Origin of the sequence: Streptosporangium sp. NPDC050855, from assembly GCF_044456585.1 — a bacterium.
Classification (GTDB): Bacteria; Actinomycetota; Actinomycetes; order Streptosporangiales; family Streptosporangiaceae; genus Streptosporangium; species Streptosporangium longisporum.
This window is the reverse complement of the sequence record NZ_JBITFY010000009.1, coordinates 309615-330813: the sequence shown is the minus strand read 5'-3', so window position 1 is coordinate 330813 and position 21199 is coordinate 309615. Positions and strand designations below refer to the sequence as shown.

Here is a 21199-nt window from a genome sequence, read left to right as displayed (position 1 = left end):
GCAAGGCGTTCGCGCTCAGGTTCGTCCCGCTCACCTTCGTCCTGGCCGTCGGGGTGAGCGTCCTGTTCGGCTGGTGGCTCCTGTGAGACACCCCCGGCGTCCCCGCGGACCGGCTCGGCGCGGAGAGTTGCGTCCTCCCGCTCGTGGGTCGCCGGTCATACCGCCCGGGAGACCGTCGCGCCCACCGCGCCCGGCATGCCCGGCGCCTTCCTCACCCCGTCCGTCCCGTCCACCGCGTTCGCGAGTCCGGAAGGAGTCCGCGGCCCCCGATGAACCGTGTGACACAGAACCTGGTCCTGACCCTGCTGGGCTGCGCCGTGCTGCGGATCTCGGCGTTCTCCACCACCTACCTCAACTACGTCAAACCGGGCTTCCAGCCCTTCCTGGTCGGTGCCGGAGCGGTGCTGGTGATCCTCGGGGTCGCCGGGTTGCTCCAGGCGTCCCGGACGGAGAACCGTACCGCCGAGGAGCCCGTGCCGGCCGGGCACGGCCACCTCTCGCGCGATCCGGGCGCGGCGGAGGAGCCTGCGTCCGGACACGGCCGCGACGGCTCGCACGAGGAACACGGCCCGCACGGCCGCGACGGCTCGCACGGGGAGGACGGCCCGCACGCCTCGCACGGGGGGCACGATCACGCCGGTGGCGGGCCCCGGGTCGCCTGGCTGCTGTGCCTGCCGGTGTTCGCGATCTTCCTGATCGCACCGCCCGCGCTCGGCTCGTTCGCCGCCTCCCGGGAGGACACCCCACCGCCCCGCGACCAGACCCTGAGCTCCTTCACCCCGCTGACCGGTGGCACCGGCCCGGTGGACATGACCGTCGGCGAGTTCATCGGCCGGGCCTGGGACGACGACAAGAAGTCCCTCACCGGCCGCAAGGTCAGGCTGACCGGCTTCGTCTCCCCGGCCAAGAAGAAGGGGCAGTGGTACGTCACCCGCATGCAGATCGCCTGCTGCGCCGCGGACGCCTTCCCGCTGAAGGTCGCGGTCAAGGGGCTGGACGCGCCGCCGCCCGACACCTGGGTCGCGGTCACGGGCACCTGGATCCCGCAGACGTTCGGGGACATGCCCAACGGCGTGGTGTACCCGCAGCTGACCGGGGAGAGCATCACCCCGGTGAAGGCCCCCGCCGAGCCGTACGAGTAGACCGGCCCGGCTCGCCGCGGGACTCCCGGCCGTACGCGCGGGCCCGGTGGCGGGGCCGGGTCCCGGCGCCGGGGTCCGGTGGGCGTGCGCCTCGGGCGTGCGCACGGTTCCGGGTGCGCGGACGGGTAAGGGTGCTCGCGTCAGGGTGCGCGGGTCAGGGTGTGCGGGTCAGGTTTGGGAGGGGATCCGGTGGCACCACGGGCGGTTTCAGGTCGCGGGTGGCCCGGTGGAAGAGCCAGTAGCTCACCACCGCGACGACGAGGAAGAGCAGCCGCGCCGGGCGGGGGATGTCCAGGACGAGCAGGCCGTCGCTGAGCGAGTGCAGCACGGCCGCCGTCACGAAGGCGGCGACGACGGGAAGGGTCACCACGACGCGCCCGCGCGCCTGCCAGGTCCCGAACGCCACCGCGCAGATCAGGCCGGTCCAGACGAGGTGGCTGAACGGGGTGGTCAGGCCGCGCAGGAAGAGGATCGTGCCCGCACCGACCACCCCGCCCTCGCCCGCGACGTTCTTCCAGGCGTAGGCCATCGACTCCATGATCGCGAATCCGGTCGCGCAGGACAGGCCGAGGGCGACCCCGGCGGCCTTGGTCAGGTGGCGGCCGGTGAGGGCGACCGCGAGGGGCGGGACGAGCTTGGCGGACTCCTCGATCCACCCGACCCGCAGGATCGAGACGTCGTTCTTCGGGGAGATGAACAGCGAGTCGAGGCAGCCACCGAGCAGGAGGGCGACGCCCCCGCCGAACAGGAACATCCCCATCAGCGTCATGGCCGGCAGGCTGACGCCGATCCGGGTCCGGTCGTGGGTGGCGAGCAGGAGGGCGACGGGCCCGGCCGCGGCCCCGTAGAAGAACGCCGCGGGGAGCAACGCCTCGTTCCCGGCGGCCTGCATCACGGCGATGAGCGAGAAGGAAAGAACGATCATGGCGATCCACGCCTTGAACCATCGATGACGGTAGAAGCGTAAGTGGTCTCGCATGACAGGTAGTTCCCCGATCCATATACCCTGGATTCGGGCGAATTGTCCATGTTTATCTAAATACCGACTCCGCGACGATGAACGCGCCGATGGCCATGAACACCACGGGCACCAGCCACCTGCCCCACCGCTCCACCAGCGCGATGACCCTCTCGTGCGACCCGAGCCAGGAGGCCGCCGCGCACCAGACCGCCACGAGCACCGCGAACACGGCGATCGTGACGGCGGTCGCCGTCGTCCCGATCGTACGGAACAGCGGGGTGTAGACGGAGATGTTGTCGGCCCCGTTGGCGATGGTCACCCCCGCGATCGAGATCACCCCGGAGGCGACCCGGGGCGCCTCGTCCCCGTCGCTCCGCGCGGCCCTGACCAGCCCGCGCACCCCCAGGCCGAACGGCACCAGGCCGAGCAGCCCCACCCAGCGGTCCGGTACGACCGCCAGCCCGAGCGCGGCCGCGGCCGAGACGGCCACCAGGGCCGCGATGCCCGCGTACTGACCGGTGACGATCTGCGCGGGACGGGGGACGCCGCCCGCCCGGGACGCCAGGAAGAGCACCGTCAGGATGACGAGGTCGTCCACGTTGGTGCCCGCGAAGACGGCGACGGCCGTACCGATCGTTGAGATCACGGGCGCATTATGTCGCCTGTCCCGGCGACCGGGTCCCGTCGCCCCCGAGGGCCGGACACCCCGCGCGGCCCGGTCTCCGGGGATCAGACGTGCCGTCCTCCTCGCCGATCGGTGACCGGGTATGTTGCCCTGTGACCGGACGGCGCCGTGGCCACCCTCACGCCACGGGCGTTATGATCACTTTCATCCGCTCTCACCCGCCCCCGGAGACCGCACGTGGGCTTTTCGCCGCAGTACGGCAAGCCCTCCCGGGGCGAGACGGGGCGGGGACTGGCCGTGATACTCGTTCTGGCCCTCGGCGTGGCCATCGGAGCCGTCGTGACCATGTTCATGGTGCTCAACCCTCCCTCCTCACCCCCGGCCCGGCCTTCGGCGCAGGGCGCCGACCACTCGGAGACCTCGGTCCGCCAGGCCGTGCAGCCCGCGCTCGACGCCTACGGCAGCGGCTCCTACGGTGACTTCTGGGACCTGTGGACCGCGGGGGCGCAGCAGCTGATCTCCCGGGAGGAGTACGTGCGGCTGTTCACGCTCTGCCCGCCGATCGTGGCCGACTCCCCGTTCACCATCGCGTCCGTGGCGGTCACCGGTGACACCGCCCTGGTCCAGGCCACCAGGGCCGGTGGCACCACGGAGTTCGGCTTCGTCTTCGAGGGCGACTCCTGGCGATACGAACCGCCGCGGCAGGAACGCGAGGAGTACCGCAAACCGGTCGACCAGCTCGCCGCGGAGCGGCGGACCGCCGGATTCTGCGGCACCGCCCTCCCGGACCCCGGGACCACGTCCACCACCCCTCCTCAGGATCCGGGGACCGTGCCCACCTCCGCCCCCCAGGATCCCGGGACCGTGCCCACCTCCGGGCCCACCTCCGGGCCCACCTCGGGAACCACGTCCGCACCCACGTCCGCGCCCCCGCTCGATCCCGGCCAGGGGGTCCCCGGCCGGCCCATGGGGTTCCCGCGATGACGGTCCCGTCCATGTCCGTGTCCGTGTCCATGTCCGTGTCCATGTCCGTGTCCGTGTCCGTGTCCGGGCCGGCGGACGGGCACGACCGCCTCCGGAACGCCGGGACGGATCACAGGACGTGGCGAGGCCGGGAAAAGGCGGAAGGTGAAGGGCCGGTCCCGGAAAGGCCGGGGAAAAGCGACGGGAAGCCTTGCCGTACCGGCCGTCGAAGTCACGGAGAAGTGCTGTCATGATCGGCGATTCACGGCTACTGTCGAACGCATGGCCCACTCCATGCCGGCCTGGCGAGACGGCACAGGATCGGAAAGACCATCGGCGAATGATCGTGCGGCGACCGGACAGGAATCCGGTCCGATCCCGCTCTGGCTGGCCCATCTCCGGCTCGGTGAGGAACGGAAGGCGAACGGCACGGCGGCCTCCGAAACCTCTATCACCATAGAGTTGGATAAAGCAGATTATGAGGCACTTTCCCGTAAGGCACGGCTGACCGGAAGCCGGGTCGCCGACGTGATCCACGCCGCCGTCCAGCGGGAGATCGGCAACAAGCCCCACGTGATCACGTTGATGCACCGGTGGAACCTGCACCGCGAGGACCTCGACAGGGCGGCCGGCTCTCTCGGGGTCGATCCGCTCTCCGAGAGGGAGTGGGACCAGATCGGCGTCCGTGGCTTCCGGAGGGGCTGAACCATGCTTCCCGGTCGAGTGCTCGACGTGAGCGCCCTGGTCGACATCGCGGTGGCGAAGACCGAGTACTCCAGGAGCGTCGCCGCCATGTGCCTCTTCCGCGGCGGCGGGATATGCGTCCCGGCGACCAGCCTCGCGGCCGTGCTGTCCATCTCCCCCATCTCCACCCAGGTCGAGCTGTTCGAACTCGTCACCACCCCCGGCGTGAGGATCGACGACTTCACCCACGGGAAGGTCGGGGACATCGCGGAGATCCTCGACGGATCGCGCGACGTCACGGCCGGGCACGTGGTCTGGTGCGCCCGGGCCACCAGGTGGCCCATCCTCACCGACCGCGGGTCGGAACTCGTCCAGTACGACCGGCACATCGAGATCGATCCGCTGCCCTGACGGTCGATGATCGTGATTTCTTCGGGAAAACGATGGAAACATCACGTCCGCAGGGTGATTCCCGGCCCGGCGGCTTCACACTGGAAGAGTGACATTCGAGACCAGGCGCATCAAGTTAGACATTCCTGATCAATCGGAATACGACCAGGTACGCGATATGCACGGCCACGTCGTCACCGTCTTCGCGTCCACGGAGATCAACGGCGAACGCTCGCTGAAAATCGGCAGCCGGACATTGCTGCTGAGAAAGGTGGGGGTGGACGAGGACGATGAGGGGCCGATGGACGTCTACCGGGCCGAGTCCATTTCCGAACCCTCGTACTGACCGCGGTTCCCGCCCCGCCGCACCGGCCCCGCACCGGTCCTCCCGCGCGACAGCGGCGTCCTCGCGCGGAGGGAGGCGGGGGGAGGCGGAGGGAGTACGCCGCTCCCGACGGGGGAACCTGGTGAGGGAAACACGCATCTCCCTCAAGTCCACCCGGATCAGGCCGTCCAGCACGAGGAGCACCGACCCGATGCGCATCACCTTCGCCACCGAGGCCGCTCCAGGCCGGCGGAACGAGGACTTCGTCGGCACGACACCCGAGGTCTTCGTGCTCCTCGACGGCGCCGGCACCCCGGACGGATCGGGCTCCGGGTGCATCCACGGCGTCGGCTGGTACGTCCGTTCCCTCGGCTCGACCCTTCTGGCGGGCATGGTCCAGGACAACGGAACGCTCACGGAGATCCTGGGAAACGGCATCAAGGCCGTCGCCTCCCTCCACGACTTCGTCTGCGACCTGACCCACCCCGGTTCGCCGTCGGCCACGGTGGTCATGGTCCGCCGTACCGGTGACGAGCTGGAGTACCTCGTCCTGGCCGACTCCGTGCTCCTCCTGGACCTGGTCGGCGAGGCCGAGCCGACGGTCGTCTGCGACGACCGGGAGGCGCTGGTCGGCAGGACGCACCGGTCGGTCCTGGACACGCTCGCCCACGGAAGCCCCGACCACGTCACCGCGCACCGCGAGTACGTGGAGACCATGCGCGGCCACCGCAACCGCGAGGGCGGCTTCTGGGTCGCCGCCGTCGATCCGCTCACCGCCGAGCGGGCGCTCACCGGCACGCTCCCTGCCGACCGGGTACGCGCGATCGCCCTGCTGAGCGACGGCGCCTCCCGGCTGGTGGACCGGTTCGGCCTGGCCACCTGGCGCGAGGTCCTCGACATCCTGGAGGGGCCCGGTCCCGGCGAGCTGATCCACCGCGTCCGCGAGGCCGAACGCACCGACCCCCTGGGGTCCCGCTGGCCCCGGACGAAGGTCCACGACGACGCGACGGCCGCCTACTGCCTGTTCGGCTGACCGTCGGCCCGCGCGGGCGTCCCGGCCCGCTCGAACCATCCGGGCCTGCTCGAACCGCCCCGGTCGTCCGAACCGTCCCGGCCCGTTCGAACCATCCCGGCTCTGAACCGTCCCGGCCTCGAAGCGTCCCGGCCTGTCCGGCGGGAGAGGTCTTGACGGACGGCGCGGACGGTGGAGACTGATGCGGTGTTCAAGACGCTGTGTCCCCAGGACTACAACGAGGTGCTCCACGTCGGGCACTACTTCCGCACCGGTGTGCCCGTGGTGATGGACCTGACCGGAGTGCCGGACGGTGAGGCCAAGCAGTTCGTCGACTTCGCCGCCGGCCTGGTGTTCGGCAGGGGCGGGGACATGGACCGCCTGTCGCCCAAGGTGTTCCTGCTGATGCCCCGCGGGATGGCTCGGCGACCGCCGGCCCCCGAGCCGTCGGCGGCCCCGCCCCCGGACGTCACCGGGACGCCGTAGCGGGCGCCCCGACGGCGACGCCGCCCGCCTCACCCGGGAAAAGGGCGAGGCCGACGGCGTTCGGAGCGGTGCGATCGCCCCTAGAGGATGCCGATGTTGCCGTAGTCGAGGAACATCCCGCTCCCCACCCCGTCCCCGATCCCGCTTCCCGTTCCGTCCCCGATCCCGATCCCCAGCCCGTCCCAGGGGTCGCAGGGGGACGTCGTCGCGTGAGCCGGACCGGCGGCCAGCAGCGGCGCGGCCAGGACGGCGCCGAGAGCGATCAACCCGGCGGCGATCGTGGTGCGGTTCATCGCGGTCTTCTCCTTCGGACGAGGGCGGCCCGCTGCGGGTCGCCTCCCCATTGCTGTGGGCACTCATACGACTACCTGGAGCGGCCCTGTTCAACTCGGGGAACCATCCGGGCAGGCGACCGTGTTCGGGGCATTTCCGCAGCTGTCCGGCCCGGACCGGGAGGGGAGACGGCTTCCGCTATGTGCCGAACGCGCGTTCCCCTTCGGGCCACACTCTGCCGGGAGGAACCGGCCCGACCCCGGAGGGTACGGTCGATCCGGTCGGCGACGCGGTTAGTCCCCATCTCCTGCCATCGGCCGGAGAACCTGGAGCCCTACCTTTCTCGTACCCCCGTGGGTCCGGCCCCCGTGGACGGGACGCGGAGGCACGGACGCCTACTTGTGGTGCGCGATCTGGATGAGGTTGCCGCAGGTGTCGTCCAGGACCGCGGTGGTGACCGGGCCCATGTCCAGCGGCTCCTGGGTGAAGCGCACCCCGAGCCCGCGCAGCCGTTCGAACTCGGCGTGCACGTCGTCCACGGCGAAGGAGGTGACCGGGATGCCGTCCTCGACCAGCGCCGTCTTGAACGGCCTCACCGCGGGGTGCTCGTCGGGCTCCAGCACCAGTTCGGTCCCGTCGGGGTCGTCCGGTGAGACGACGGTCAGCCACCGGTGCTCGCCCAGCGGGACCTCGGTCTTCTTCACGAAGCCCAGTACGTCGGTGTAGAAGCGCAGGGCCTTGTCCTGGTCGTCGACGAAGACGCTGGACAGATGGATCCTCATGAGGTGCCTTCCGGTGTGCCCGGCCTGAGCCACCGGTTCACGATGTGCTCAAGCGGTTCGGTGTTCAGGTCGTGGAACTTGTAGCGGCCCTGGCGTCGCGAACGGACCAGGCCTGCGGATTCCAGTACCGCCAGGTGCTGACTGATCGCCTGACGGGTCAGGCTCAGGCCGTGCCTGCTCACCAGCCGTGTGCAGATCTCGAAGAGAGTCTGGCCGTCCCGTTCCACCAGCTCGTCGAGGATGTGCCGGCGGGTGGGATCGGACAGCGCCTTGAAAAGGTCTTCCGCCACACCCCCAGCATAGGCAAGTCACCACTTGCCTAACAAGAGGCAAGTGGAAACTTGCCTGTCGTGTTCGTCGAGCCCGGCGGGAGGAACGGCCCCGCGATGAGGCCGAGGACGACCTCCGGGACGCGTCCCGGCGACGTGACGGCCATCCGGTCCTCGCGCGGACCACGTCCTCAGCCGTGGGTACGGCGGCGGAACAGCCAGACGGCGAAGGTGAACGAGCAGACCAGCAGGCCGACGCACCAGGCGAGCGCGATCTGGCCGGTGCCGCCGATCGGGGTCCCGGTCAGCAGGCCCCGGACGGTCTCGATCACCGGGGTGATCGGCTGGTTCTCGCTCACCGCGTGCAGGAACGACGGCATGGTGTGCGTCGGCACGAACGCGCTGCTGAGATAGGGCAGGAACAGCATGAGGAAGCTCAGCGTGCTGGCCGACTCGACGGATTTGGCGATCACGCCGAGCCCCGCCGCCAGCCAGGACAGCGCGAGCACGTAGAGCAGGAGCAGGCCGGCCGCCATCGCCCAGTCGGCGACCGTCGCGTCGGGGCGGAAGCCCATCACGACGGCGGCGCCGACGACCACGGTGGTGGACAGCAGGTTCCGCGCGACGCTGGCGACGACGTGCCCGGTCAGGACGGCCGAGCTGCGGATCGGCAGCGAGCGCAGCCGGTCGACCATGCCGCTGGTCATGTCGTGCGCGACGGACATCGCGGTGGCCGAGGCCCCGTAACCGGTGCACAGCAGGATGATGCCGGGCACGACGTAGTTGATGTACTCGGTGCCGGTGTTGATGGCCCCGCCGAAGACGTTGACGAACAGCGCCATCATCAGCAGCGGCAGGACGATCGACATGATCAGCGTGTCGACGTTGCGGCGGCTGAGCCGGACACTACGGCCGATCATGGTCAGGGAGTCGCTCACGGCGTTGCGGGTGCCGCCGTGCACGGTGGTGACGGTCATGGTGGTGGTCCTTTCGGGAGCCGGTCAGACCTGGGCGGGGGTCCGGCCGGTGGCGGTCAGGGAGAGGAAGACGTCGTCCAGCGTCGGCCGGTGGGAGGACACCGTGACGGGCGGCACGCCCGCGATCCGCAGGTCGTCCAGCACCCGGTACAGGTGCTCGGCACCGCCGTCGGACGGGACGCCCAGCACGAGCGGGTCGGTGCCGCGCGGCACGTCGAACAGCGCGGCGGCACGGGCCGCGTCGGCCTCCGCGGCGAACCGCAGGTCGAGCCGGTCCCCGCCCACCTGGGACTTCAGCGCGTCGGCCGTACCGGACGCGACGACCTTGCCACCGTTGATCAGCACGATCCGGTCGGCCAGCCGGTCCGCCTCCTCCAGGTACTGCGTGGTGAGGACGATCGTCGTCCCCGACGCGACCATGTCCTTGATGGCGTCCCACATCGTCGTCCGGCTGGACGGGTCGAGACCGGTGGTCGGCTCGTCGAGGAAGATCACCTTCGGCTGGGAGACCAGGCTCATCGCCAGGTCCAGCCGGCGGCGCATGCCGCCGGAGTAGGTCTTGACCCGCCGGTTCATGGCGTCCACCAGCTCGAACCGCTCCAGGAGCTCCGTGGCGCGGCGGCGGGCGGCGGGGGCGCCCAGGTGCATCAACCGGCCGATCATGACCAGGTTCTCCCGGCCGGTCTGCTCATCGTCCACGGCGGCGGACTGGCCGGTCAGGCTGATGACGCCGCGCACCCCGGTCGCCTCGCGCACGACGTCGTACCCGGCGATCCGCACGCTGCCCAGGTCGGGCCGCAGGAGCGTGGTCAGGATGCGGACGGCGGTGGTCTTCCCCGCGCCGTTCGGGCCCAGCAGCGCGAAGACCGTGCCCTCCTCGACGTGCAGGTCCACCCCGTTCAGGACCTTGGTGGATCCGAAGGCCTTGTGCAGGCCGGTCGCCTCGACGATCACTCTCACTCCTCGGGTACGATGACGGTATTGCGTATCTCATACGCCTAAAAGCGTAGACCATACGCATAGGAGAGTGGAAGGGTGTTCCTAGACTGTTTCCGTGCTCGTGACGAGAGGGACCGGATGACCGACGACATCGAACTGTCCGCCGAGGTGACCCTGCTGTGGGGGCTGCGCGAGACGGTACGGCGGGGGCGCAGGCCGTCCCTCACGATCGCCGACATCACCCGGGCCGCGGTCGAGGTGGCGGACGCCGAAGGGCTGGCCGCGGTGTCGATGTCCAGGATCGCCGCCCAGCTCGGCAACTCCACGATGGCGCTGTACCGCTACGTGAAGAGCAAGGACGAGTTGCTCCTGCTGATGGCGGACGCGGCCCTGGACGACCCCCCGGACCTGCCGGACGACGTGGACTGGCGGACCGGGCTGACCCTGTGGGTCAAGGGCGCGCTGACGGTGCTGCGCCGGCACCCCTGGGCCGCGCAGATCCCGATCAGCGCGCCGCCGATGGGACCGAACAACCTCTGGTGGTTCGACCGCGCGCTGCACGCGCTCGGCGGCACCGGCCTGGAGGAGGAGGACAAGGTCGGGATCGTGATGGGCCTGCTGACCTTCCTGCACGGCGAGCTCCGGCTGAGCATCGACCTGTCCGCGGGCTACACGGAGAACCCCGAGGCCTTCGGCCGCCAGTACGGCGCGGCACTCGCCCGCGTGGTGGACGCGCGGCGCTTCCCCGCGCTGAGCAGGGCGATCGCCTCCGGGATCTTCGCGGGCGAGGTTCACTACGACGAGGAGACCGAGAGGGCGTTCGCGCTGGGCCTCTACCTCGACGGGGTGGCCGCGTTCATCGAGCACAGGACCGCCGGGCGGCCGTGACACAGGGGCCACCTGAATTCGGGAGGGATCGGAGCGGCGGTGAAGCCGCACGGCGTCACCGCCCCGTGAGCGTCACGCCTCCCGCGCGGGCCCACGGCGGGTGGTCACCGGGAAGTACGCGGGAGTTCAAGGGCTCGTAGGGGTATGTGCCGCCGGGCGCACGCCTTTTACTGGGCTGCGTCCTCTCCCCGATCCGCGCGCTCACCGGGCCGCGTCCCCGGTGCCGGAGCGCGTCCCCGTACCGGAGCGCGTCCCTTCACCGGAGCGCGTCCCTTCACCGATCCGCGACCCTTCACCGGACCGCGTCCCTTCATCGGACCGCGTTTCCGAAGGTCGCGCTCGCCGACCAGAACGGAGCAGTCATGCCCGGACCCCTCACCGGAAAAGTCGCCCTCGTCACCGGTGGATCACGCGGCATCGGTGCCGCCACCGCCCACGCCCTCGCCGAGGCCGGCGCCGACGTCGCCATCAGCTACCTCGGTTCGGCCGACAGGGCGCAGCGGATCGCCGGCGACCTCAAGGCCACCGGGGTCCGTACCGGCGCCTACCGTGCCGACCAGGGGGACGTCGACCAGGTCGCCGCTCTGATCGGCGACGTCGTCGCCGACTTCGGGCACCTCGACATCCTGGTGAACAACGCCGGCACTCCCGCCGGTGGCCTGATCGACGACCCCTCCACCGACCACCGCGCCCTCGACCGGCAGTTCACCGTCAACGCCGGTGGCGTACTGGCCACGATCCGTGCCGCCGCCACGGTCCTGCGCGCCGACGGCCGCATCATCACCGTCGGCTCGGTGCTGGCCGCCCGCGCCGGTTACCAGGGCGTCGCCGACTACGCCGCGGCCAAGGCCGCGGTCACCGCCTACAGCAAGGCCGCCGCCCGCGACCTGGCACCCCGCGGGATCACGGTCAACGTCGTCCAGCCCGGTTCGATCGAGACGGACATGAATCCCGCCGACGGCCCCTACTCCGACGCCCAGCGCGCCGCCAACGCCATGGGACGCTACGGCCGTCCCGAAGAGGTCGCCGCGGGCATCGCCTTCCTCGCGGGTCCCGGCGCCTCCTTCATCACCGGCGCCGTGCTGGACATCGACGGCGGCTACCTCGCCTGAGCCCCGGACGCCTCACCGGGCACCGGCCCACGACGGGGTCCGGCACGCTGCGGCGAGGTCCGGCGTGATTCGGAGGGGCTCAGTGCGGTTCGACCCGGCCCAGCGAGGTTCAGCGCGGTTCGACGCATTTCGGTCCGGTTCGGTGTGGAGGACATCGAGAGGTCGGCCTCGTCGGCTCTCGCGGCGATCACTATGGTGACGTCCATGGACGTACAGGGGTCTGTTCTCTCGTTCGCCCTGATAGTGGGACTGCTCACGATCACGCCCGGTCTGGACACGGCCCTGATCCTGCGCACCTCGCTTCTCGCCGGCAGGAGGTCGGCCTGGGCCGTGGTGCTCGGCATCCAGGCCGGCACGCTCCTGTGGGGTCTTCTGACGGCCGCCGGCCTGTCCGCCCTCCTCGCGACCTCCCGCCTCGCCTACGAGACGCTGCGCTGGGCGGGTGTCGCCTACCTGCTGTGGATGGGGGGCCAGATGCTCTGGCAGAGCCGCAGAGGTCATGCCGGCGACGCGGCCGCACCCGAGCCCCGGGCCGACGGGTGGTGGCAGGCATTCCGCCGCGGCCTGCTGACCAACGCGCTCAACCCGAAGGTGGGCGCCTTCTACGTCGCGATGCTCCCCCAGTTCATCCCGGACGACGTGCCCCACGCCGCGATGGGCGTCCTGCTGGCGAGCGTCCACGTGGCCGAGGGGCTGGTGTGGAGCGTCCTGCTCATCGGGTTCGCCGGCCTGGTGCGCGACTGGTTGCGCAGGCCGTCGATCAAGCGTGGCCTGGACCGGCTCACGGGCGTCATCGTGATCGGATTCGGTCTGCGGCTGGCGACGCAGCAGTCCTGATCGGACCGGCCGCGGACGGCGAGGCGGCGCTGATCGAACTCGACGCGGGCGGACCGGAGCCCGCCGCATGCGCCGCCCTCCGCCGGTTCCTCACCGGCCGGACGGCCGCTCGCCGACGCGGGCGCCGTCTTCACCCGGTCTGCCCGAAAGCCCCTTTCCGGAGTCGTTTGAATACTTATGATCAACTCCGGGCGGTACCGGATGGCACCGCCATCGCCTTCAGAAAGGGGCACGAAGCCCTTGTCTCGCAATCTCATCCTCACCCTGTGCCTGGGTGCCGCGGTCGCCGTCGGTTCGGCTCCCGCGGCCCTGGCCGACCAGCGGCACGACCTGGACACGACCGCCTCGTGGCACCGGCCGGCCGACCTCGTCGTCCCCGGTGACGACTTCCACCCCGAGAGCGTCGCGGCGACGCGGGAGGGCACGGTGTTCGCCGCCAGCATCGTGACCGGCGAGATCGTCCGGTTCCCCGCCGGATCCACCACCGCCCGGACGTTCGTCCCGGCCGACGTGAACCTCGGGACCGCCGGGGTGCTCGCCGACGACGACCGCGGCGTCCTGTGGGCGTGCGGGATCGACCTGTCGTTCCAGACCCCCACCCTCCTGCAGGCGTTCGACCTGTCGTCCGGGGCCCTGAAGGCCGCGTACACCCTGCCGGACGGTGGCGTCTGCGCCGACATCACCCTGGCGAGGAACGCCGTCTACATCACCGACACGACCAACCCGACGGCCACCCCGCAGCCGCCCGGTCGCATCCTCAAGCTGACGACGCCCAGCCCGAGGAGGGCGACCGGGGGCACGCTGTCGGTGTGGTCGAAGGACCCCGCCCTCACGAACGGAGCCGGACTGCAGATCAACGGCATCGCCTTCGACGGCGCGCGCTCGTTCTACACGACCAACTACAGCAGCGGAGAGCTGATCAAGGTCGGCATCGCCGCCGACGGATCGGCGCTTCCGGCCGAGGTCATCGACCTGGGCAGGCGATTCGTCACCCCGGACGGCATCCGGATGCTCGACCGCAACCGGCTGCTGGTCACGGAGAACCCGGGGCCGCTGAGCGTGGTCGACGTGCGCGCCCGCACCGTGAAGGCGGTGGACGCCACCCTCGACCAGCCCAGCTCCGTGGTGAGGGCCCGGCACGGGATCTACGTGGCCGAGGGTCAGATCCCGCGGCTCCAGACCGGTCAGCAGCCGAACCTCCCGTTCACGCTGCGCTGGCTGCCGACGCCGTAGTCGCCGGCAGGGTGTCGCGTGGACCGCAGCAACACGGAGGCACCGCCGTCGGGCCACCGGGAGTTCCGACCCGGTGAGCCCTGACTCCCGAACCGCATGACCGTTCATGCGCCGAAGAGGCTCCGGAGCCACCGGGGCCTCTTCTGCTTTCCCGGGTCCGGCTCGTGACGCGGCGCCGTCCGTCTCCGTCGAGGTGAGGATTACATCCGTGTCCGCGCGTACTCGTGCAGCGCGTCGCGGACGAACGCCGCCCCCTCGACGCCGTCGTACATGGCGGCGAAGCGGGGATCGTCGACGTACATGTGACCCAGGCACCGGACCATCTCGATCGACCGCTCCCGGTCCCCCTCGGCCGTGGGGGTGCCGGGGATCTCGCTCAGCCACTCCACGTGCCGGGCGGCCATCGACTGCGCGCGTTCCGACGCCGGACGGGCCCCGGCCTTCCACGCGGCGACCCACGCGGCCACGAGGTCGTCGCCGGACCGTTTCCAGGCCAGCTGCTCGTCGAGGCTCTTGCCGTGCCACCAGTCGTTGCTCGCCTGGAAGGCGTGCTCGCCCCAGCGCGAGACGACCTCGTCCCGGTAGAGGTCGTTGAACCCGGCGAGCATCACGTCCGCGCCCGGCTCGGTACCGGCCAGCATGGCCTCAAGGGTGTGGCGCGCCGCCCTGATCTGCCGCTCGATCCGGTCCCGCTCGCCCTCCAGCGCGGCGATGTGCGCCCGCAGCCCGTCACGCTCGTCCACCTCCTCGGCCAGCACCTCGGCGATGGCCGGCAGGCCCAGGCCCAGCCTGCGCATCAGCAGGATCCGCTGCAGCCGGGCGACCGCTCCGGGACCGTAGAACCGGTACCCGTTCTCGCCCACCCGGGAGGGGGGCAGAAGCCCGATGCGGTCGTAGTGACGCAGGGTACGGCGCGTGACGCCCGCCCTGACCGCCAGCTCGTGGATCATCCACTCCATCGTCCGCTCTCCTCGTCACGGTCTGCCGATCGAGTGTCCCCCATCTCCGCGTCCGGCCGCCGGTCAGCCCCTGTGACGGAGCGCCGTGGTGATGATCTCCGAGCTGTCGGCGTGCAGGGCCTGTGCCGCCGTCCGCCCCGTCACCGCCAGGTAGGTGTCGACCAGCCTGTTGCCGACGGCGTATCCGGCCCCGGTCGGCAGGCCCACCGGGGTGGCGCCGAAGCGCTCCGCGCTGGCGTCGCCGTGCACCCAGGCCGTGAAGTTCTCCATGCCGGTCACGCCGAGTCCGGACACCACCTTGTCGAAGACCGCCTCGTCGCGCAGGTGCGGCACGCCGATGCGGGTGTGGCCGAGCTCGTCGCCGTAGATCCCGCGGGCGAACGCGTCGGCCAGGCCCTCCGAGACCACGTGCTCGCCGACCGTGACGGTCATCGGGTTCCACACGACCCCACCGGGGCCGTAGCGCAGGTTGTGGTTGAGCTCGTGCACGGCGGTGGCCTCCAGCCGTTCCACGTTCTCCGGGAAGGGCCACAACGTGATCATGATGTAGCCCGAGAACCCGCCGTTCCCGGTGACTCCCAGGCAGGGGCCCATGAAGTGGGCGTCCTCGGGATCGCCGAGCACGAACAGCACGGTGATGTCCGGGACCTCCAGCCCCGGCGTCGCCGCCGACTGCAGGGCGAGGGCGTCGTCGAGGGCACGCTGCATCCGCTCCCACGCCCCGGCCGCCGCCAGCGTCTCGAGCGCGTCGAGGCAGCGCTCCTCGTCGCGGTCGAGGGGCAATCCGGACGCCATCCGGTGCATCGCCGCCAGGTCGACGTCCCCGGGGAAGTAGCGGTACATGCCCCTGACGGGCTCCAGCATCGAGCACAGCAGGGCGACACGATCCGCGGCCGGGGCCCGCAGGATCCGCTTCATGGCGGAGTAGGTGTCGAGAACGGTGATGGTCATGCGCCCGACGCTAAAGGGTGACGTAACGGCAGGGTCAACCGAACGGGCGACACGACCGGGCGGGTGCCGCGCACCTGGCCGACGCCGCGTACCGTCGCGGTGAAGGTCCGCCCCGACCAGGAGCGCTTCGTCTCACCGGTGGTGAGGTCGCTGGCCGATGCCTACGTCCACCCCACGACGGCCTGGCCGCGCCTCGTCCTCGACGGCGACCGTCCCGTGGGCTTCCTCATGGCCTTCCTGGACATCGACTGGGACGGTGAGGGCGTGGACTTCCGGTCCGGCCTGTGGCGCCTCAACGTGGCCTCCGACGCGCAGGGACGCGGCGTCGGCCGCTTCGCCGTCGAGTCGGTGGCCACCGAGATCAGGCACCGCGGCGGCACGAGGATGTACGTCACGTGGGAGCCGGGAGAGGACGGCCCCGAGGGCTTCTACCGGAGGCTCGGGTTCCGGCTCACCGGGGAGAAGAGCGAGGGCGAGACGGTCGGGGTGCTGGACCTGACGCCTGTTCCCTCCTGACGTCCTGCTCGCGTACCGGCCGGATCCCGGCCGTCCGTGCACGAACGGGCCCGGCCGTCGCATCCGTCGCGTCCGCCCATGCGGAGACGGGAGCGATGTGGCCGCCTTGTCGGGGAGGGCTCACGGCCGGGCGATGTGCCCCTCCAGCACCGAACGGACCGGCGTGGCCGGGCGCCGGAGAAGGTCCTCCAGGTCCGGTCCGGTGGTGGAGAACTCCCCGCGGCGTGCCGCGTGGAACATGCCGAGCAGCATGTCCGCCCGATCCGCGGGCACACCGTGGCCGACCGTCGTGGCCGTCCACTCCGCGTCGCGGCGCCCCCTTCGAGGAGATCGTCCACGGCGCAACGGACACGGCTCACGACGCGTGCCGGCGATCGCGGACACGCCCCGCCGTCGTTCCAACCGAGACACAAGTGGATCGCCAGTGAGCCCTGTGATGCTCCGCCAGGTAAGCGAAAACGCATCGCAGGAGACACGCATATGAGGAAGAAGAAGACCTTGTCCGCCGCGGCGGCCGCCCTGACCGCCCTGGCGGCCATGGGCGTGGCGGCTCCCGCACCCGCGTCCGCCGCGGCCGTGAAGATCGAGATCGTGCCCGCCCACAGCGGGAGCGTATGGGAGGACTTCGAGGCGTCGTTCACCTGCCCGACGAACATGGTGCTCACCGGCCGCTCGCACTACGGCGACGAGGGAGGCCGCACCACCTACTACTGCAGCTTCATCCTCATCGAGGGTGAGCAGGCCAGGGTGTACATGAGCGACTGGACCCGTCCTCAGAAGGAGAACAGGTCCGACTTCAGCGCCCCCGACCACCAGGCGGTCGTCGGCAGGTGGCACGAAGGCGACGAGAACGGCGACACGAAGTACCGCACCGCCACCATGTCCTGGCGGGGCAAGCAGGTGCTGCTGGCCAACGGGGACATCAGCGTTCCGTACAAGGAGAGCGGTCACATCTGGCAGGCCGTGGGCAACACCGTCATGACCGGCCGCAAGCACACCGGGGACGAGAACGGCACGACCTACTACCGGTTCGCCACCGTAACCGTCACGGGCTGACCCACCGGCCGCCGCCGGCATCGAACGGCGGCGATCCCCTGACCATCACGCCGGGCGGTACAACCGGCCAGGCCAGGCCGTTCCCGACGCGGCTCTCGTCCTTCGACACCCCGGGGAACGGCCGGACTCTCTTCGATCCTCGCCGCCCCGCGCGTGAGCACACTTCGAAAGGAAAAGAAGACGATGAGAACGTACGGCAAAGCCCTGTCCGTCGCCGCCGTGGCCGCCGTCCTGTCGGCCACCACCATGGCCTCCCCCGCCTCGGCGGCGACGATCAGGACGGAACGCACCTACAACGAGACCGTCTGGGAGGACGGCGCCCAGTTCACCTGCCCGCCGAACATGGTGATGACCGGCCGCTCGCACTACGGCGACGAGAGCAGGCAGACCACCTACCACTGCAGCCGGATTCTGATCAACGAAGAGCAGGTCGAGGTGCATTCCGGAGACTGGACCCGCCGTCAGTGGGAGGCCAGGTCCGACTTCAGCGCCCCCAACAACCAGGTGATCGTCGGCAGGTGGCACGACGACGACGAGAACGGCGACACGAGGTACCGCACCGCCGCGCTGTACTGGCAGGGACGGCAGGTGATGCTGATCAACGGGGACAGCACCGGTGCGTACACGGAGAGCAGCCACACCTGGCTGGCGGATGACGGCAAGGTCATGACCGGTCGCGCCCACTACGGGGACGAGAACGGCAAGACCTGGTACCGGTTCGCCACCGTGTCGTTCACGGGCTGATCTCCCCGCCGTACCGGCCGGCCGGACCCTGGCGAGGCCGGGCCGGGACGGCCGGATCGAAGGATACGGGGCCCGAAACACCGTGGCCCCACCACGACGAAGGCCCGTCAGGTGATCCACCCGGCGGGCCTGGAGCGGACGTGACGCCCAGGGTCCACGCACCGCGTCCGTGGAGACGCCGAGATCACCGACCGCAGGACCGGTGATGCGCGGACCGTACGATCGATCATGCATCGAAGAGGTTCCGGGACCCCTGCCCACAGCTTCTCGATCCCCGATCAGCGCGGCTCGTGTCGCAGATCAGCCCTTTCCCGCCGGCGGAAGTTTCTTCCTTCCCCCTCTTGACCCGCTCCCTAGGCCGTCCGAGACCATGTCGATCATGTGGTTCCTCCGCTTCCTCGCCATCGGGCTCCTCGGCGGGACCGTGATGATCCCGCTCCTGCACTCCCCACGGGGCGACGGATTCGAGCATCTGCGCCTGGATGCGATCGTGAGCCTGGAGATCGGCTGGTTTCTCACGGTCCCGGTCTCACTGGTGATCGGAGCCTGGAGGGTCAGCTTTTTCAGCAGGCGGCGCCGCCCGGCACCTCCGGGCTTCGTCCTGGGAGGGGTCACCGTCGCGTTCGGAGCCCTGGTCCTGTCGCAGGCGATGGCCGCGTCACGTTGGCTCAACGGCTCACCTGACGGGGTCGGCGATCCGGACGGCGAGTACGTCATGGCGGCGTTCGCCGAGCTGTCGGGAGTGGTGACCGTGCTCGTCGGCGCGGCGATCCTGATCGATCGGGGTGTCGCCGTCCGGCATTCGCGGAAAGGGGTCGTCCCTGCGTCCACGAGCCGCTGATCGATGGAGAGCACCGGGAAAGTGAGCGGTTCGAACTCCTGGCGTCCTGCTTGCACATCGGTTCGATCTCGGATCCTACGGCTCGCGAGCTGGGCGAAAGACTTCCAGCGAGATCGGTTCTGGCAGGAGGCCGGTCTCCCTGCGACATGTCGCCCATCCCAGGCGGACGCCGCCCCGCTGATTTACTCTCCGGAGTGTGGTCGCGACTGTGGTGTTCGACATAGGTGAGACGTTGGTTCGTGATGACCGCTACTGGGGGTCTTGGGCAGACTGGTTGAATGTTCCTCGCCACACCATGTCCGCCCTGGTCGGCGCGGTGACAGCGCTTGGCATGGACAACGCAGAGGCGATCCGCATCCTTCGGCCCGGTATCGACCTGCGCGCGGAGCGCCAGGCTCGCGAAGAGGCCGGCCGCGGTGAGCACCTCGATGAGACCGATCTGTACCCCGACGTGCGGCAGGGGCTGCAGGCCCTGCGTGACGCGGGACTTCGCGTCTGTGTCGCGGGGAACCAGACGCGCAGAGCCGGCGATCTTCTGAGAGCGCTGTCGATTCCTGCCGACATCATTGTCACCTCGGAGGAATGGGGCGTCGCGAAACCTGCTCCCGAGTTCTTTGAGAAAGTTCTTCGGCTTGCCGACGCACCTGCTCATGAAACCGTGTACGTAGGTGACCACCCTGCGAACGACATCATTCCCGCGAAAGCATTCGGTCTACGCACATGTCTAATTCGACGCGGCCCCTGGGGGCACTTGTGGGGAAACGACATGACCACCCTGGATGCAGCGGACTGGCAGATCGACAGCATTACGCAACTCCCTCCGCTACTAGCCGGAAGTAAGCGCAGAGATGGCTCGCCCAGCTCTTAGAAGCAGCGTCGGAGAGCGCATCGCTGCGATTCGCAGCGCGCGCCGCATGTATCAGGCCGATCTCGCTCGGGCGGCCAACGTCTCCATCAGCATGCTCCGAAAGATCGAGCAAGGCACGCGCGTACCCAGCGATCACATGCTGGACGCCATCGCCGCAGCCCTGGGTGTTGATCCATCGCGCCTACTGGGGGATTCTGGTCGCCTCGACAGCCGCGTCCATGACGCGATCCCTGCCCTACGCGAGGTCATAGCCGCCTACGACGTCCCCGACAAGGGACCGGTGCGTCCCTTGCCCGCGCTCCGCGCGTCTGTTGCCGACGCAGTTCAGAAACGTCTGAGTGCTCAATATGTACTGCTGTCACAGAACCTTCCCGAGCTACTCGGCGAACTCATCCGCGGGGCTCACACGGCGGCTGATCCTGACAAGTTCGCAACGCTACTCGTCGCCGCTTACCGAGCTTCTGACGCGGTCGCTTACAAATACGGCTACCTGGATTTGTCGGCCCGGCTGATCGAGTTGATGCGTCAAGCCTCGGCCACCGCAGAGGACCCTCTTCTGAGCGCCTCGACAGCGTATGTTCGTACCGAGATTTTCTTCGCCGCCCATGCGTACCAGGCGGGTCTGCGTGCCATCGAGTCGGCGATTGACCGCCTGCCGGAAAAGGCGGAGCGCTCACGCCTTGGCGTCCTGGGGGCCCTGCACATGCGAGCGGCCGTCGTCGCGGCGCGAGCAGCCGACGCCGACGCTGCCGTGACCCACCTGGGCGAGGCACGGCGACTCGGCGATCTGATTCCCGAGGACATCTACTACGGCACCGCGTTCGGCCCTTGCTCGGTCCGCGTCCACGAGATATCCGTCGCATTGGGCCTCGGAGACCGTCACCTCCACCTCGCCCTCACCTTGGGCGCCACCTGGTCGCCGCCTCTGAGCATGCCGGCCGAACGCCGCAGCGGCTTCTTTATCGACCTGGCCAGAGCGCAGCTGTGGGCCGGCCTGAAGGACGCGGCGTTCGAATCGTTGAGGACGGCCCGCCGAATCGCGCCGCAGCACACCCGAGAGCATCCGTGGGTTCGCGAGGATGCCGAGACGCTGCTACGCCTGCACCGCGCCGGCAGCGAAACCCTGGTCGGTTTCGCCGAATGGGTCGGCGTGATCTGACAACCACTCCAGTGACACAAGGTGTGGCACTTCACTGATTCTCCGCGAAGCACCATGGGACCGTCCGAGCCAGAGCGTAGGCGAGCGGTGACAGTCCGTCGCCATGCGCAAAAGCGGAGCCCGCAAGTGCTGACACACCGTACGGGCTCCTTGATCAGGAAGCGAGTCCTGACCCGTGATTCACCATAGTGCTCCGGTTCTCGACCG

27 protein-coding genes are annotated in these 21199 nt (G+C 69.8%); 17 read left to right on the top strand and 10 right to left on the bottom strand.

Annotated features, from left to right (window positions below):
• Positions 1 to 269 precede the first annotated feature (269 nt).
• A complete protein-coding gene (locus ACIBCT_RS20325) occupies positions 270 to 1142 on the top strand; it encodes a TIGR03943 family putative permease subunit (RefSeq protein WP_399190614.1) in 873 nt (290 codons plus the stop codon).
• A gap of 154 nt (positions 1143 to 1296) precedes the next feature.
• Here the strand turns inward: ACIBCT_RS20325 and ACIBCT_RS20320 are convergent, their stop codons facing one another.
• Positions 1297 to 2121 (bottom strand): PrsW family glutamic-type intramembrane protease, encoded by an 825-nt coding sequence (locus tag ACIBCT_RS20320; RefSeq protein WP_399190612.1) that lies wholly within the window; start codon positions 2119 to 2121, stop codon positions 1297 to 1299.
• Positions 2122 to 2173: 52 nt separating this feature from the next.
• A complete protein-coding gene (locus ACIBCT_RS20315; RefSeq protein WP_399190610.1) occupies positions 2174 to 2749 on the bottom strand; it encodes a cadmium resistance transporter in 576 nt (191 codons plus the stop codon).
• Between the two features lie 216 nt (positions 2750 to 2965).
• Between ACIBCT_RS20315 and ACIBCT_RS20310 the strand changes: the two genes are divergently transcribed.
• The 6 genes from ACIBCT_RS20310 to ACIBCT_RS20285 all read left to right on the top strand — a co-directional run bounded on the left by ACIBCT_RS20310 (position 2966) and on the right by ACIBCT_RS20285 (position 6588).
• A complete protein-coding gene (locus ACIBCT_RS20310) occupies positions 2966 to 3712 on the top strand; it encodes a hypothetical protein (RefSeq protein WP_399190608.1) in 747 nt (248 codons plus the stop codon).
• A gap of 261 nt (positions 3713 to 3973) precedes the next feature.
• Positions 3974 to 4396 (top strand): hypothetical protein, encoded by a 423-nt coding sequence (locus ACIBCT_RS20305; protein WP_399190606.1) that lies wholly within the window; start codon positions 3974 to 3976, stop codon positions 4394 to 4396.
• 3 nt (positions 4397 to 4399) lie between these two features.
• A complete protein-coding gene (locus ACIBCT_RS20300) occupies positions 4400 to 4786 on the top strand; it encodes a hypothetical protein (protein ID WP_399190604.1) in 387 nt (128 codons plus the stop codon).
• 88 nt (positions 4787 to 4874) lie between these two features.
• Positions 4875 to 5111: a hypothetical protein gene (locus tag ACIBCT_RS20295; protein WP_399190602.1), complete on the top strand. Its 237-nt coding sequence runs from the start codon at positions 4875 to 4877 to the stop codon at positions 5109 to 5111.
• Positions 5112 to 5232: 121 nt separating this feature from the next.
• Positions 5233 to 6123: a protein phosphatase 2C domain-containing protein gene (locus tag ACIBCT_RS20290; protein ID WP_399190600.1), complete on the top strand. Its 891-nt coding sequence runs from the start codon at positions 5233 to 5235 to the stop codon at positions 6121 to 6123.
• Between the two features lie 186 nt (positions 6124 to 6309).
• Positions 6310 to 6588 carry a cell division protein SepF gene (locus ACIBCT_RS20285; RefSeq protein ID WP_344891985.1) on the top strand — a complete coding sequence of 93 codons (279 nt, stop codon included), beginning with the start codon at positions 6310 to 6312 and terminating at the stop codon, positions 6586 to 6588.
• Positions 6589 to 6668: 80 nt separating this feature from the next.
• On the opposite strand, the gene ACIBCT_RS20280 is transcribed toward ACIBCT_RS20285, so the two are convergent.
• From ACIBCT_RS20280 to ACIBCT_RS20260, 5 genes are all read right to left on the bottom strand, one after another.
• Positions 6669 to 6881 carry a hypothetical protein gene (locus ACIBCT_RS20280; RefSeq protein WP_399190598.1) on the bottom strand — a complete coding sequence of 71 codons (213 nt, stop codon included), beginning with the start codon at positions 6879 to 6881 and terminating at the stop codon, positions 6669 to 6671.
• A gap of 375 nt (positions 6882 to 7256) precedes the next feature.
• The gene (locus ACIBCT_RS20275; RefSeq protein WP_399190596.1) at positions 7257 to 7643 is read right to left on the bottom strand and encodes a VOC family protein; all 387 of its coding nucleotides are present in this window, start codon (positions 7641 to 7643) and stop codon (positions 7257 to 7259) included.
• The gene (locus tag ACIBCT_RS20270; RefSeq protein ID WP_399190594.1) at positions 7640 to 7933 is read right to left on the bottom strand and encodes an ArsR/SmtB family transcription factor; all 294 of its coding nucleotides are present in this window, start codon (positions 7931 to 7933) and stop codon (positions 7640 to 7642) included. Before ACIBCT_RS20270 ends, ACIBCT_RS20275 begins: the two co-directional genes overlap by 4 nt.
• Before the next feature lie 170 nt (positions 7934 to 8103).
• A complete protein-coding gene (locus tag ACIBCT_RS20265; RefSeq protein WP_399190592.1) occupies positions 8104 to 8889 on the bottom strand; it encodes an ABC transporter permease in 786 nt (261 codons plus the stop codon).
• Between the two features lie 24 nt (positions 8890 to 8913).
• The gene (locus ACIBCT_RS20260) at positions 8914 to 9849 is read right to left on the bottom strand and encodes an ATP-binding cassette domain-containing protein (protein ID WP_399190590.1); all 936 of its coding nucleotides are present in this window, start codon (positions 9847 to 9849) and stop codon (positions 8914 to 8916) included.
• A gap of 117 nt (positions 9850 to 9966) precedes the next feature.
• Here ACIBCT_RS20260 and ACIBCT_RS20255 point away from each other — a divergent pair, with 117 nt between their 5' ends.
• The 4 genes from ACIBCT_RS20255 to ACIBCT_RS20240 all read left to right on the top strand — a co-directional run bounded on the left by ACIBCT_RS20255 (position 9967) and on the right by ACIBCT_RS20240 (position 13898).
• Positions 9967 to 10716, top strand: coding sequence for a TetR/AcrR family transcriptional regulator (locus ACIBCT_RS20255; RefSeq protein ID WP_399190588.1), 750 nt, complete (start codon positions 9967 to 9969; stop codon positions 10714 to 10716).
• A gap of 362 nt (positions 10717 to 11078) precedes the next feature.
• Entirely contained in the window at positions 11079 to 11828 is a 750-nt protein-coding gene (locus tag ACIBCT_RS20250; protein WP_399190586.1) for an SDR family NAD(P)-dependent oxidoreductase, read from the top strand.
• A gap of 204 nt (positions 11829 to 12032) precedes the next feature.
• Positions 12033 to 12665, top strand: a complete 633-nt coding sequence (locus ACIBCT_RS20245) for a LysE family translocator (protein ID WP_399190584.1) — start codon at positions 12033 to 12035, stop codon at positions 12663 to 12665.
• Between the two features lie 240 nt (positions 12666 to 12905).
• The gene (locus ACIBCT_RS20240) at positions 12906 to 13898 is read left to right on the top strand and encodes an SMP-30/gluconolactonase/LRE family protein (RefSeq protein ID WP_399190582.1); all 993 of its coding nucleotides are present in this window, start codon (positions 12906 to 12908) and stop codon (positions 13896 to 13898) included.
• Positions 13899 to 14098: 200 nt separating this feature from the next.
• Here ACIBCT_RS20240 and ACIBCT_RS20235 read toward each other — a convergent pair whose 3' ends face one another.
• Both ACIBCT_RS20235 and ACIBCT_RS20230 read right to left on the bottom strand, forming a co-directional pair.
• Positions 14099 to 14857, bottom strand: coding sequence for a MerR family transcriptional regulator (locus tag ACIBCT_RS20235; protein ID WP_399190580.1), 759 nt, complete (start codon positions 14855 to 14857; stop codon positions 14099 to 14101).
• A gap of 63 nt (positions 14858 to 14920) precedes the next feature.
• Positions 14921 to 15808 (bottom strand): DUF2268 domain-containing protein, encoded by an 888-nt coding sequence (locus ACIBCT_RS20230; protein ID WP_399190578.1) that lies wholly within the window; start codon positions 15806 to 15808, stop codon positions 14921 to 14923.
• Between the two features lie 63 nt (positions 15809 to 15871).
• Between ACIBCT_RS20230 and ACIBCT_RS20225 the strand changes: the two genes are divergently transcribed.
• Positions 15872 to 16324 (top strand): GNAT family N-acetyltransferase, encoded by a 453-nt coding sequence (locus ACIBCT_RS20225; RefSeq protein WP_399190576.1) that lies wholly within the window; start codon positions 15872 to 15874, stop codon positions 16322 to 16324.
• Between the two features lie 120 nt (positions 16325 to 16444).
• Here ACIBCT_RS20225 and ACIBCT_RS20220 read toward each other — a convergent pair whose 3' ends face one another.
• Positions 16445 to 16597, bottom strand: coding sequence for a hypothetical protein (locus ACIBCT_RS20220; RefSeq protein WP_399190574.1), 153 nt, complete (start codon positions 16595 to 16597; stop codon positions 16445 to 16447).
• Between the two features lie 207 nt (positions 16598 to 16804).
• Between ACIBCT_RS20220 and ACIBCT_RS20215 the strand changes: the two genes are divergently transcribed.
• From ACIBCT_RS20215 to ACIBCT_RS20195, 5 genes are all read left to right on the top strand, one after another.
• Positions 16805 to 17380: a hypothetical protein gene (locus ACIBCT_RS20215; RefSeq protein ID WP_399190572.1), complete on the top strand. Its 576-nt coding sequence runs from the start codon at positions 16805 to 16807 to the stop codon at positions 17378 to 17380.
• A gap of 183 nt (positions 17381 to 17563) precedes the next feature.
• Entirely contained in the window at positions 17564 to 18124 is a 561-nt protein-coding gene (locus tag ACIBCT_RS20210) for a hypothetical protein (protein WP_399190570.1), read from the top strand.
• A gap of 379 nt (positions 18125 to 18503) precedes the next feature.
• Positions 18504 to 18965: a hypothetical protein gene (locus ACIBCT_RS20205; RefSeq protein ID WP_399190568.1), complete on the top strand. Its 462-nt coding sequence runs from the start codon at positions 18504 to 18506 to the stop codon at positions 18963 to 18965.
• Positions 18966 to 19161: 196 nt separating this feature from the next.
• The gene (locus ACIBCT_RS20200) at positions 19162 to 19833 is read left to right on the top strand and encodes an HAD family hydrolase (RefSeq protein ID WP_399190566.1); all 672 of its coding nucleotides are present in this window, start codon (positions 19162 to 19164) and stop codon (positions 19831 to 19833) included.
• Positions 19814 to 20992: a helix-turn-helix domain-containing protein gene (locus tag ACIBCT_RS20195; RefSeq protein ID WP_399190564.1), complete on the top strand. Its 1179-nt coding sequence runs from the start codon at positions 19814 to 19816 to the stop codon at positions 20990 to 20992. The genes ACIBCT_RS20200 and ACIBCT_RS20195 overlap by 20 nt, the downstream gene beginning before the upstream one ends.
• Positions 20993 to 21199: the final 207 nt, after the last annotated feature.

Excerpts from the sequence above, each read along its gene's own strand:
- ACIBCT_RS20230 (WP_399190578.1), bottom strand. The coding sequence starts at position 15,808 with ATGACCATCACCGTTCTCGACACCTACTCCGCCATGAAGCGGATCCTG.
- ACIBCT_RS20300 (WP_399190604.1), top strand. The coding sequence starts at position 4,400 with ATGCTTCCCGGTCGAGTGCTCGACGTGAGCGCCCTGGTCGACATCGCG.
- ACIBCT_RS20210 (WP_399190570.1), top strand. The coding sequence starts at position 17,564 with ATGAGAACGTACGGCAAAGCCCTGTCCGTCGCCGCCGTGGCCGCCGTC.
- ACIBCT_RS20320 (WP_399190612.1), bottom strand. The coding sequence starts at position 2,121 with ATGCGAGACCACTTACGCTTCTACCGTCATCGATGGTTCAAGGCGTGG.
- ACIBCT_RS20325 (WP_399190614.1), top strand. The coding sequence starts at position 270 with ATGAACCGTGTGACACAGAACCTGGTCCTGACCCTGCTGGGCTGCGCC.
- ACIBCT_RS20235 (WP_399190580.1), bottom strand. The coding sequence starts at position 14,857 with ATGGAGTGGATGATCCACGAGCTGGCGGTCAGGGCGGGCGTCACGCGC.
- ACIBCT_RS20280 (WP_399190598.1), bottom strand. The coding sequence starts at position 6,881 with ATGAACCGCACCACGATCGCCGCCGGGTTGATCGCTCTCGGCGCCGTC.
- ACIBCT_RS20195 (WP_399190564.1), top strand. The coding sequence starts at position 19,814 with ATGGCTCGCCCAGCTCTTAGAAGCAGCGTCGGAGAGCGCATCGCTGCG.
- ACIBCT_RS20245 (WP_399190584.1), top strand. The coding sequence starts at position 12,033 with ATGGACGTACAGGGGTCTGTTCTCTCGTTCGCCCTGATAGTGGGACTG.
- ACIBCT_RS20275 (WP_399190596.1), bottom strand. The coding sequence starts at position 7,643 with ATGAGGATCCATCTGTCCAGCGTCTTCGTCGACGACCAGGACAAGGCC.
- ACIBCT_RS20205 (WP_399190568.1), top strand. The coding sequence starts at position 18,504 with ATGTGGTTCCTCCGCTTCCTCGCCATCGGGCTCCTCGGCGGGACCGTG.
- ACIBCT_RS20305 (WP_399190606.1), top strand. The coding sequence starts at position 3,974 with ATGGCCCACTCCATGCCGGCCTGGCGAGACGGCACAGGATCGGAAAGA.
- ACIBCT_RS20255 (WP_399190588.1), top strand. The coding sequence starts at position 9,967 with ATGACCGACGACATCGAACTGTCCGCCGAGGTGACCCTGCTGTGGGGG.
- ACIBCT_RS20265 (WP_399190592.1), bottom strand. The coding sequence starts at position 8,889 with ATGACCGTCACCACCGTGCACGGCGGCACCCGCAACGCCGTGAGCGAC.
- ACIBCT_RS20215 (WP_399190572.1), top strand. The coding sequence starts at position 16,805 with ATGAGGAAGAAGAAGACCTTGTCCGCCGCGGCGGCCGCCCTGACCGCC.
- ACIBCT_RS20250 (WP_399190586.1), top strand. The coding sequence starts at position 11,079 with ATGCCCGGACCCCTCACCGGAAAAGTCGCCCTCGTCACCGGTGGATCA.